Origin of the sequence: Marinobacter sp. OP 3.4 (genome assembly GCF_036224885.1) — a bacterium.
Classification (GTDB): Bacteria; Pseudomonadota; Gammaproteobacteria; order Pseudomonadales; family Oleiphilaceae; genus Marinobacter.
On the sequence record NZ_JAVVLT010000030.1, the window covers coordinates 1 to 11083 of the forward strand.

Annotated in this window: 8 protein-coding genes; 6 read left to right on the forward strand and 2 right to left on the reverse strand. The window is 63.0% G+C overall.

The window, feature by feature from the left end; all coding sequences use genetic code 11:
- The first annotated feature begins 237 nt into the window (after window positions 1-237).
- From RO069_RS04755 to rluB, 3 genes are read left to right on the forward strand one after another with little or no spacing between them, the layout of a single operon-like run.
- The gene (locus RO069_RS04755; RefSeq protein ID WP_442915335.1) at window positions 238-1080 is read left to right on the forward strand and encodes a segregation and condensation protein A; all 843 of its coding nucleotides are present in this window, start codon (window positions 238-240) and stop codon (window positions 1078-1080) included.
- Between the two features lie 11 nt (window positions 1081-1091).
- Entirely contained in the window at window positions 1092-1781 is a 690-nt protein-coding gene (gene scpB / locus RO069_RS04760) for an SMC-Scp complex subunit ScpB (protein WP_328185588.1), read from the forward strand.
- 18 nt (window positions 1782-1799) lie between these two features.
- Window positions 1800-2795 carry a 23S rRNA pseudouridine(2605) synthase RluB gene (gene rluB / locus RO069_RS04765; RefSeq protein ID WP_328185589.1) on the forward strand — a complete coding sequence of 332 codons (996 nt, stop codon included), beginning with the start codon at window positions 1800-1802 and terminating at the stop codon, window positions 2793-2795.
- 17 nt (window positions 2796-2812) lie between these two features.
- Here rluB and RO069_RS04770 read toward each other — a convergent pair whose 3' ends face one another.
- Window positions 2813-3766 (reverse strand): GGDEF domain-containing protein, encoded by a 954-nt coding sequence (locus RO069_RS04770; RefSeq protein ID WP_328185590.1) that lies wholly within the window; start codon window positions 3764-3766, stop codon window positions 2813-2815.
- Window positions 3767-3794: 28 nt separating this feature from the next.
- Window positions 3795-4034 carry a hypothetical protein gene (locus RO069_RS04775; protein WP_328185591.1) on the reverse strand — a complete coding sequence of 80 codons (240 nt, stop codon included), beginning with the start codon at window positions 4032-4034 and terminating at the stop codon, window positions 3795-3797.
- Here RO069_RS04775 and smc point away from each other — a divergent pair.
- From smc to ligA, 3 genes are all read left to right on the forward strand, one after another.
- Window positions 4033-7530: a chromosome segregation protein SMC gene (gene smc / locus RO069_RS04780; protein WP_328185592.1), complete on the forward strand. Its 3498-nt coding sequence runs from the start codon at window positions 4033-4035 to the stop codon at window positions 7528-7530. The two genes, RO069_RS04775 and smc, sit on opposite strands and share 2 nt — an antisense overlap.
- 176 nt (window positions 7531-7706) lie before the next feature.
- Window positions 7707-8738 carry a cell division protein ZipA gene (gene zipA / locus RO069_RS04785; protein ID WP_328185593.1) on the forward strand — a complete coding sequence of 344 codons (1032 nt, stop codon included), beginning with the start codon at window positions 7707-7709 and terminating at the stop codon, window positions 8736-8738.
- A gap of 38 nt (window positions 8739-8776) precedes the next feature.
- Window positions 8777-10807: an NAD-dependent DNA ligase LigA gene (gene ligA / locus RO069_RS04790; RefSeq protein WP_328185594.1), complete on the forward strand. Its 2031-nt coding sequence runs from the start codon at window positions 8777-8779 to the stop codon at window positions 10805-10807.
- The last annotated feature ends 276 nt before the right edge of the window (window positions 10808-11083 follow it).

Sequence of the window (11083 nt, forward strand, 5' to 3'; positions counted from 1 at the left end):
TCAGGCATTACTACAAGGCGCGTTCCGCCGGGAATAGTGGTTCTATTGCCAAGGGACGCAACACCGTAGTAATGCCTGACACAGCCTCCCGGAGGGCGCGCCATACAAAGCCCCTGGCAGTGTTGCGACTCTTGGCAAGGGACGCACCATTCCCGGCGAGCCGCGCCTCGCCAGGGGCTTTGTATGGCGCGCTGAAACGCTGCGAACTTATGTTAAGGGACACTAGGGGGGTGACAGTTGACTGAGCGTGTGACCGGCTCTGACGAACTCCCGGAGGCGCCCGCGGCGGACGTGCCACCGGAGCAGCCCCCCGTGGCCAGGGTGGATGGCAAGCCCCTGTCCGATATCCCCCAGGATCTCTACATTCCGCCGGACGCCCTGGCGGTTTTCCTGGAGGCCTTCGAGGGCCCCCTGGATCTGCTGCTGTACCTGATCCGCCGGCAGAACATGAATATCCTTGATATCGACGTCAGCGAGATCACCCGCCAGTACATGGAATACATCAGTGCCGTGGAAGCCATGCGGTTCGAGCTGGCGGCGGAATACCTCGTCATGGCGGCCACCCTGGCGGAGATCAAGTCACGGATGCTGCTGCCGCGCCAGGAAGCGGAAGACGAGGAGGAGGAAGACCCCAGGGCGGAGCTGATACGTCGCCTGCAGCAGTATGAGCGCTTCAAGAAGGCCGCCGAGGATGTGGACGGGCTGCCTCGCATGGAGCGGGATACCTTCCCCAACACCGCCGTACTGCCCGAGCTGCCCCGGAGTGAAGTACACCCGCCGGTTGAGCTGCGGGATATGCTGCTGGCCCTGCAGGGGGTGCTGCACCGTGCGGACCTGTTCACCAGTCACCATGTGGAACGGGAGCGGCTGTCCACCCGTGAGCGCATGTCCTCGATCCTGGCGATGCTGCCGGCGGACCGGTTCATGGCCTTCGAGAGTCTGTTTACCCGGGAAGAGGGCCGGCTGGGCGTGGTGGTAACCTTCCTGGCCATGCTGGAGCTGGTGAAGGAGGAACTGATCGAGATCGTGCAGGCGGAAACCCTGGGGGCCATCCATGTCCGTGCGCGAACCAGTAACTGAGGCCGCAGCCCATGAATGAAGAAAATCTCAAGCGAGTGCAGAACATCGTTGAAGCCGCACTGCTGTCAGCGGGGCGGCCCCTGAACATCGACCAGTTGCGGGACCTGTTCGAGGAGCATGAAAGGCCGGCGCGCCAGATCATGGAGCACGTGCTCATGCTGCTGGACGAGTCCTGCGCCAACCGTGGCTTTGAGCTGCGCAGGGTGGCCAGCGGCTACCGCTTTCAGGTCCGCCAGGACTACGCGCCCTGGGTGGGGCGCCTGTTCGAGGAGAAGCCCCAGCGCTATTCCCGGGCGCTGCTGGAGACCCTGGCGCTGATTGCCTACCGGCAGCCCATTACCCGGGGCGAGATCGAGGATATCCGGGGTGTTACGGTAAGCAGCAATATCATCCGCACGCTGCAGGAACGAGAATGGGTCAGGGTAGTGGGCCACAAGGATGTCCCCGGGCGTCCGGCCATGTATGCCACCACCCGCCAGTTCCTGGACTACTTCAACCTGACCAGCCTTGAGGAGCTGCCGCCCCTGGCGGAAATCCGGGACCTGGAGGAAATCGGCCGCGAGATTGAGCAGGAAATGCAGGCCGAGATCCAGTTCGAAGCCACGGATACCGCCCCGACGGATGGGGATGACGAGACCCCGGCGCCGGTCGGGGGGCAGGGCTCCGGTGACGAATCGGACAGCAACACAACACTTCACTAATCCAGTAAGGATCGTTCCATGGCGTCGCAACGCCCTTCCAGGCCGTCCAGAACGGCAAGCCCGGCCACGGGCGACCAGCCCGAACGGCTGCAGAAACTCCTTTCCCGGGCCGGTGTCGGCTCCCGCCGGGAAGTCGACGCCTGGATCCAGGACGGACGGGTGACCGTCAACGGACAGGTGGCCCAGCCCGGCGAAAGGGCACTGTCCAGCGACCGTATTGCCGTGGATGGTAAACCGGTGGAAAGCCGGTCGGCCGATGCGGTGGTGCGGCGAGTGCTGGTCTACAACAAGCCCGAGGGGGAGGTGACTACCCGCAATGACCCTGAGGGCCGGCCCACGGTGTTCGACAGCCTGCCCAGGCTTAAGGACCAGCGCTGGATCGGTGTCGGTCGCCTGGACATCAATACCACCGGGTTGATGCTCTTCACTACCGACGGTGAGCTGGCTAACCGGCTGATGCATCCCTCCAGCGAGATCGACCGGGAATACGCCGTCCGCATTTTCGGGGCCGTGGACGACGCCATGATCCAGCGACTGCTGGACGGCGTGCTGCTGGAGGATGGCGTGGCGGCCTTCTCGGATATCTCCCCGGCGGGGGGCAAGGGCCAGAACCAGTGGTTCCACGTCACCCTGATGGAGGGACGCAACCGGGAGGTCAGGCGTCTCTGGGAGTCCCAGGGTGTCCGGGTCAGTCGCCTCAAGCGTGTACGTTACGGACCGGTATTCCTGCCCAGCCGGCTCACCGTGGGGCGTTGGGAAGAACTGGACCAGAAGGGCGTCAATGACCTGAGCCGGTCGGTTGACCTGCCCCTGTCTGAAGTGCCCACCAAGACGCCCGGTGAGCAGGCCGAGCAGGAGCGTAGGCGTCGCAAGGCGCCCTCGAAGGGAAACAAGAAACCGGGAGGTGCCCGTCGCTGGCAGGTGGATGACAGTGGCGGACAGCGTCAAAAACCGGCACGTTCCCAGGCGCCCGGAAAACCTTCCAGGCATCGCAACGGTCCCGGCAACGCCTGATCCGCGAAACGGTCTCTTCAGACCGGTTCGGTGCCGGTGCTGCCCACCACATGAGCGATACGGGTGCAGTTGCGGCCAGCGCCCTTGGCGCGGTAAAGGGCATCATCCGCCCGCGCCACCCAATGGGTGGGGGGCTCACCACGACGGTGGGTGGCGACACCTGCACTGGCGGTCACCTGCACCTGATGATCACCACAGGGTATGCGAATACTGTTGATGGCGGCACGGATCCTGTCGGCCACGTCCTCGCCATCCCGGCAATCGGAATGGGGCAGGACTATGGCGAATTCCTCGCCGCCAAAGCGGAAAATGCTGTCACCGTCCCGGGTGGCCTCCCGCAGGGCATTGGCGGATGCCTGTAACAGCAGGTCACCGATCACATGGCCGTAGGTGTCGTTGACTTCCTTGAAATGGTCAAGATCGCAGAGGATCAACGTAAAGCGGTCCCCATGTCGGTCATCGATGCTACAGTCCCTGGCCAGGGCCATATCCAGCGCCCGTTTGTTGGGAATGCCGGTAAGGGCGTCGGTCAGCGCCGCCTGTTCCACCAGGGCGTACTGGCAGGCATTGCGTAACGGGCAGATGACGATGCCCAGCAGGTATTCAATGATTTCCAGTTCATCTTCATGGAACCGCTGCCGACGGGTCAGCGCGAGGGAGCCATAGTGGGCGCCCTCCAGGTTCAACTGGTAATCGCAGCGATGGGCTCCCCCCATGCCGGTGCTGTAGACGAAATCCTGGCACCCCAGCCGATGCCGGTACACGAGTTGCCCATAGGGAATCGCCCTTGCCAGTTCCTCTGCGAAGATGCCCAGCAGGTGTTCCAGTGACAGGGTGGTGCTGGTCCGGCGATAGAGCCTGGCCACCGGGTCATCGGCCTGGGTCCAGGCCTGCTTTGCCTGGCGTAGCTCCGCCAGACGACTGTGGCCGGTTTGCGGGGCATGAGGATATGGACGGTTATTGCCTGCCATTGATTGTGCCTTTACAGGAATTTTTCCGTCAATAAGCAGGTACCATGCCACAGAATTTAAGTGCTTTATAAACAGTGATTTGCTGGCCTTGGTCGAGATTATTTCCGATGTCACGGTCGTAAGCGGCAAATTCTTGTCGGGTCTGTCGCCTGCGGACGGGAAATGCGATAGGGTCGGGCTGGGCATACGACATCCCTGTGGTAAACTGCACCGTTTGTAACGCGCGCCAGACCGCCACCCAGCCGTTAGGGAAGATACAGAACAACATGCGCCTGAAGTCCATAAAGCTCGCGGGTTTCAAGTCCTTCGTCGACCCCACCACGGTCCCGTTCCCGTCCAACATGACGGCGGTGGTCGGCCCGAACGGTTGTGGCAAATCCAATATTATCGATGCGGTCCGCTGGGTCATGGGGGAGAGTTCCGCCAAGTACCTGCGTGGCGAATCCATGGCGGACGTCATCTTCAACGGCTCCAGTGCCCGCAAGCCCGTGGGCCAGGCCTCCATCGAACTGATCTTCGACAACTCCGATGGCACGGCCCCCGGCGAGTTCGCCCGCTTCAACGAGATTTCGGTACGTCGCCGGGTATCCCGGGAAGGCCAGTCCGACTACTTCATGAACGGTGCCAAGTGCCGCCGCCGGGATATCACCGACCTGTTTCTGGGGACCGGCCTGGGCCCGCGCAGCTACGCCATTATCGAACAGGGCATGATCTCCCGGCTGATCGAGGCCAAACCGGAGGAACTGCGGGTCTATATCGAGGAAGCGGCGGGTATTTCCAAGTACAAGGAACGCCGGCGGGAAACCGAGAACCGCATCCGCCGTACCCAGGAAAACCTGGAGCGCCTGACCGACCTGCGGGATGAACTGGAGAGACAACTCCAGCACCTCCAGCGTCAGGCCCAGGCCGCTGAGCGCTACAAGGAACTCAAGGGCACCGAGCGCCGCTACAAGGCGGAACTGACCGTGTTGCGATGGCAGGGCCTGGATGAAGACCTGAAACAGCGCCGGGAGCAGTTGCAGGAAACCGAGCTGGAACTGGAGAAACACCTCACCGAACGGGTGAATCTGGAAAGTTCCCTGGAAAAGCTGCGGGACGAGCACCAGCAGCGTACCGACGAGTTCAACCGCAACCAGGCCCGGTACTACGAGGCCGGGGCCGATATCGCCCGGGTGGAGCAGAGCCTTGAACACCAGCGTGAGCGCAGCCGCCAGGTGGCCACGGAGCTTGACCAGGCGTTGGCCAGCCGTAGCGAGATTGCCCGGGAACTGGCCCAGGATGACGACAAGCTAACCGCCATCCGCGACGAGCTGAGCGGCCTGGAACCGGAACAGGAAACCCTCGCCGCCCAGGCAGAGGAATCCGCCATGCAGCTACAGTCCGCCGAAAAGGCCATGAGTGACTGGCAGCACCAGTGGGAAGCCTTCAGCGCCCGTTCCTCGGACACCAAGCGGGAAGCCGAGCTGTCCCAGAACCGCATCCGCACCCTGGAGCAGGAGATCGAGAACCTGCTGACCCGCCAGCGGCGCCTTGAAGATGAGAAGGCCCTGCTGGACGACCAGCTCGACCGCACTGAACTGGACGAACTGCTGGAGCAGGAAACCGAACTGAATCTCCGCCGGGAGGAAACCGCCGATACCATCGAGGAGGCGACCGACCGTCTGCAGGACCTCAAGGCCCGCCTGCGGGACCAGGAGCAGGAGGTCAGCGAACTGAGCCAGCGGGACCAGTCCCTGCGGGCGTCCCTGGAATCCCAGCAGGCCCTGCTGGACGAACAGCTGGGGGCGGACGACGACACCCTTCAGCAATGGCTCTCCGGTGCCGGGCTGGCCAACGCCCCGCGCATTGCCCGCCAGTTGCAGACCGATCCGGGCTGGGAGTTTGCCGTGGAGGAGGTTCTGGGCAACCTCCTGCAGGGGGTGGAGGTGGACAGCCTCGACGCACTGGCCCAACAACTGGATGATGCTCCCCGTGGCGTGGCCCTGGTGGAGAAGGGGCCCGCAACCGGGGAGATGGCACCGGACTCCCTGGCCGCCCGTGTCCGCAACGGCAGCAGCCTTGCCCCCTGGCTCAGTCAGGTGAAGACCGTCGACACCCTTCGTGAAGCGCTGGAGCGGCAGCCCGGGCTTGGCGACCACGAAACCCTGGTTACCCCCGAAGGCATCTGGCTCGGCCGTGGATGGCTGCGCATGCCGGAGTCCGACCGTTCCCGCACCGGTGTTATCGAACGTCAGCAGAAAGTGGAAGAGCTGGCGTCCGCCCTGGACGAGGCGGAGACCCGGCTGGCGGAGGCCCGGGAACGTCTCGAGGACATACAGGAGCGAACATCGGACGCGGAACTGCAGCGGGACCAGGCCCAGCAGACCGCCAACGACATCCAGGGCGAGCTGTCGTCCCTGACCTCCCGGGTTAGCGGCCTGAAGGCGCGGGCCGAGCAGATCAACGACCGCCTGCAGCGGATCGACGAGGACGTGGCGGATATCCGCGAGCAGCGGGCGGTGAAGCAGGAGGAACTGGAAGAGGCCCGGCTCACCTGGGACCAGTCACTGGCGGCCAACGAGGACACGGAAGCGGAAAAGGAGCGCCTGCTGGAGCAGCGGGACGACCTGCGTGAGCGGCTGGATCATCTGCGCCACCAGGCCCGCAGCGACCGTGATCATGCCCACCAGCTTCAGCTACAGATCCAGTCGCTGACCAGCCAGCAGGATGGCCTGCAACAGACCCTGGAAAGGACCCGGCTCCAGGATCAGCGTCTTGAGGAGCGGCTGGAGATCCTCCGAGAGAATCGGGAGAGCGCGGAAGCGCCCATCGAGGACCTGGAGATGCAGCTTGAAGGGCTGCTGGACCGCCGGCTGGCGGAGGAAGAGAAACTGTCCGTGGCCCGGGACGCGTTGGAGGAAATCGACCGGGAGGTCCGTGAGAAGGAGCAGTTCCGCAGCCAGGCGGAACACCGGGCACAGGACATCCGTGGCCAGCTTGAGAAGCTGCGCATGGAATCCCAGGCCCTAGAGATTCGCGCCTCCAACCACCTGGAGCAGTTGCAGGAACTGGACGTCAGGCTGGCGGATATCCTGGAACAGTTGCCGGACGAGGCCACCGAGCAGACCTGGGCCGAGGAGCTGGACAGGATCGGCAACCGCATCCAGCGCCTGGGTGCCATCAACCTGGCAGCCATCGAGGAATACCAGGTACAGAGCGAGCGCAAGACCTACCTGGACAGTCAGCACGAAGACCTGATGGAGGCGCTGGAAACCCTCGACAACGCCATCCGCCGTATCGACCGGGAAACCCGGCAGCGCTTCAAGGAAACCTTCGACAAGGTCAATGGCGGCCTCCAGGCGCTGTTCCCCAAGGTGTTCGGGGGCGGCAACGCCTACCTGGAACTGACCGGGGAAGACCTGCTGGAGACCGGCGTTGCCATCATGGCCAGGCCGCCCGGCAAGAAGAACAGCACCATCCATCTGCTGTCCGGCGGCGAGAAGGCGCTGACCGCCATTGCCCTGGTGTTCTCCATCTTCCAGCTCAACCCGGCGCCGTTCTGTATGCTGGATGAGGTGGACGCGCCACTGGACGATGCCAACGTAAGCCGCTACGCCAATATGGTGAAGGAAATGTCCTCCCAGGTGCAGTTCATCTATATTACCCACAACAAGATCGCCATGGAGATGGCGGATCAGTTGATGGGGGTCACCATGCATGAACCGGGTTGCTCCCGTCTGGTCTCCGTGGACGTGGACGAGGCCGCCGCGCTGGCCGAAGCCTGATCAATATTCGGCCCCGACCCGGTGGCGACATGAAAAAACCGCCACTTGACAGCCTATCGCGTTGTATTCGCGGTGGTCTTTTCTTAGAGTTACGGGTTTGAGGGCCACTGAACAGTCGCCGCTGTCCGGAAATCGTTCGGGGCTTTGTCAAGGACCACAGACAGGATCAGGTAGTTATGTCGCTTCGGGAATGGTTAATTGCCATTGGTGCCCTGATTATTATCGCCATCGTACTGGATGGCCTGCGCCGTATGCGGCGTGCCCGCAAGGATGCCATTGCCATTTCCAGCGGCATGGGCGCGGATGATATCGAGAATTCCCCCCTGGATGACGACTACAACCCGGAGCTGCCCCACGGGGGCGCCCGGCCGGTATCCCGGGACACCTTGGAGGAGCGTGGCTACGTAACCGCCGCAGAGCCCTCCGATCCCGACCCCGATGAGTCACGGCAGTCGGAAATGCCGGATCCGGAGCCAGAACCAGAACCTGAGGTGCCTTCCTTTTCAGCCTCCGAACCGGAGCCGGAACCCGAACATGATGGCGGGCCGGCGGAAGAACCGGTTACGGCGCGGCAAGATGATCCGGAAAGTAATGAGGAAGTGGCCGGCGAGGTGCGCACCGTGCGCAAGCCGCGCCGTCCCGAGCCCCGCAGGATGGGGCGCCGAAAGGACCCGGAACCCCCCACCGTCACCGATGTGGAGGAGGACACCGCCAGTCGTGGCGGCGCGGCAACGGAACCCCGGGAAGGCCAGCCCAAGGCCGGTGCCAACCGACCGCCGGCGGAAGAAGTGCTGGTAATCAACGTACTGGCCAGGGAGCAGGAGGATTTCTCCGGCAAGGTCCTGAAAAAGCTGTTTGAAACCTGTGGCCTGGAACACGGTGACCTGGACATCTACCACCGCCATGAAACGTCGGAAACCACCAGCCCCGTCCAGTTCAGCGTCGCTAACGCCGTGGAGCCGGGGACCTTCATTCCCGATGACATGGAGGATATGTCCACCCCCGGCATCAGTTTCTTCATGAGCCTGCCCGGGCCGACCAACTCCATGCAGGCCTTTGACTTCATGCTGGAGACCGCCCAGGCTGTGGTACGCAACCTTGGAGGCGAGCTGAAGGACGAACGCCGCAGTGTGATGACCGCCCAGACCATTGAGCACTGTCGTCAGCGGATCCGTGAGTATGAGCGCAAGCGTCGCTTCAGGCGCTGACCTCCCGCAACCAGGGCCCATCCCGGAATAGAAGAGACATGAGCCAGACCTCGTCTGTTGAACGCCGTATCCAGGAACTCCGTCAGGCCATTGACGACCATAACTACCGTTACTACGTGCTGGATGAACCGGCGGTGCCAGACGCGGAGTACGACCGGCTGATGCGGGAACTCCAGTCACTGGAGTCGGACCATCCGGAACTGGTGACCGCGGATTCACCGACCCAGCGGGTGGGAGCCACCGGCGACAACACCTTCGCCGAAGTGGTCCACCGCCTGCCCATGTTGTCCCTGGACAACGCCTTTTCCGATGATGAATTGCGCGATTTCGACCGACGGGTCCGTGAACGCCTGTCGACGGACGACCCGGTGGGATATGTCTGCGAGCCCAAGCTCGACGGCCTGGCGGTCAGCCTCCACTACGAGAAGGGGCTGCTGACCCAGGCCGCCACCCGGGGCGACGGCTACACCGGCGAGGACATCACCGCCAATATCCGCACCATTGAATCCGTGCCCCTCCGTCTGCGCGGGAAAGACCTGCCGGACGTGGTGGAGGTGCGTGGCGAAGTCTATATGCCCCGGGCCGGGTTTGAGGATCTGAACCGCAGGCTCGCCGACCGGGGTGAGAAAACCTTCGTCAATCCCCGCAATGCCGCTGCCGGCAGCCTCCGTCAGAAGAACCCGAAGATCACCGCACGCCGCCCGCTGGAAATCTGCGCCTACAGCGTGGCGGTGCCCGATGAAGGGATTCTGCCGGATACCCACTATGCCTGCCTGAGGATGGTCCGCGACTGGGGCTTTCGCATCAATCCCGAGATGAGCCTGGCCAGCGGCCCCGATGAATGCCTGGAGGCCTACGAATCCCTGCTGGAAAAGCGGGACAGCCTGGCCTACGAAATCGATGGCATTGTCTTCAAGGTCAACCGGCTGGATTTCCAGCAAACGTTGGGCTTTGTCTCCCGTGCGCCGCGTTGGGCCATCGCCCAGAAATTCCCGGCCCAGGAGGAACTGACCGTGCTGGAGGCCGTGGAATGGCAGGTGGGCCGCACCGGTGCCGTCACCCCGGTGGCCCGGCTGAAGCCGGTATTCGTAGGCGGTGTCACGGTCAGCAACGCCACCCTCCACAACATGGATGAGATACGGCGGCTGGATGTTCGCATCGGTGACACGGTCTTTGTGCGCCGTGCTGGCGACGTCATTCCCCAGGTGGTCAAGGTGGTCACCGACAAACGGCCGGGCAACGCCAGGAAAATTGAGTTACCTGAGCAATGCCCCGTCTGTGGTTCCGAGGTTGTTCAGATTGAGGGCGAGGCGGTGGCCCGCTGCAGCGGCGGCCTTTACTGCCCGGCCCAGCGCAAGGAGGCGATCCGTCACTATGCGTCCCGCAAGGCGCTGGATATCGAGGGGTTGGGGGAGAAGTGGATCGATATGCTGGTGGAGAAGGAGATGGTGAGCACCGTCGCCGATCTCTACCAGCTCCGCAAGGCGGACCTGGTGCGGCTGGACCGCATGGGGGACAAGTCCGCCGACAATCTGCTCAAGGCGATTGACGACTCCCGTACTCCGGAGCTGTGGCGTTTTCTCTACGCCCTGGGTATCCGGGAAGTGGGGGAGGCCACGGCCAAGGGGTTGGCCATGCATTTCGGCACCCTGGAAAAGATTGCCGAGGCCTCTGAAGAGGACCTGGAGGAGGTGCCGGACGTGGGCCCGATCGTGGCCGGGCATATCCACAGTTTTTTCCGTCAGCCCCATAACCAGGAAACCATCGATGAGTTGCGGGATCGGGGTGTCCGGTGGCAGTCGGTTGAGGTGGCCGAACCTGCGGCTCTGCCCTTGAAAGGGGAAACCTGGGTGCTGACGGGAACGCTCTCTGAAATGACCCGGGACGAGGCGAAGGAGAAGCTGGAGAGCCTGGGCGCCAAGGTGGCTGGTAGTGTCTCGAAGAAGACCAGCTGTGTGGTGGCTGGCGAGGCAGCGGGGTCCAAGTTGACCAAGGCGGAATCGTTGGGTGTCAGAGTCATGGATGAAGAGGAGTTTGGTGAGTTCCTGACGGACTACAACCTGACTTAGCAAGGATAATCAATTCAAGGCGAATTGCACTGCGATTGAAGCGCGTAGGGTGAGAGCTTTTTCCAGGACCGTCGAGCGCCAGGGACGGCGCTCGTCGAGCCCTACATGGATGTACTTGCCGGGCGTGTCCTGGAAAAAGATATCGCCCTGCGTGCCTCCCCTCAATTCTCAGTCCGTGAATACAGGGTTTGGTGCAATGCGCGCAAGGCGAGGCCGTTTTCCGGGACACGCCGTGAATACATCCCTGTAGGCTCTTCAAAAACGTCCCTGTTTTTG

Bases quoted from the DNA above. Each gene is read 5' to 3' on its own strand.
- rluB (WP_328185589.1), top strand. From the start codon at position 1,800: ATGGCGTCGCAACGCCCTTCCAGGCCGTCCAGAACGGCAAGCCCGGCC.
- RO069_RS04770 (WP_328185590.1), bottom strand. From the start codon at position 3,766: ATGGCAGGCAATAACCGTCCATATCCTCATGCCCCGCAAACCGGCCAC.
- smc (WP_328185592.1), top strand. From the start codon at position 4,033: ATGCGCCTGAAGTCCATAAAGCTCGCGGGTTTCAAGTCCTTCGTCGAC.
- RO069_RS04775 (WP_328185591.1), bottom strand. From the start codon at position 4,034: ATGTTGTTCTGTATCTTCCCTAACGGCTGGGTGGCGGTCTGGCGCGCG.
- scpB (WP_328185588.1), top strand. From the start codon at position 1,092: ATGAATGAAGAAAATCTCAAGCGAGTGCAGAACATCGTTGAAGCCGCA.
- zipA (WP_328185593.1), top strand. From the start codon at position 7,707: ATGTCGCTTCGGGAATGGTTAATTGCCATTGGTGCCCTGATTATTATC.
- ligA (WP_328185594.1), top strand. From the start codon at position 8,777: ATGAGCCAGACCTCGTCTGTTGAACGCCGTATCCAGGAACTCCGTCAG.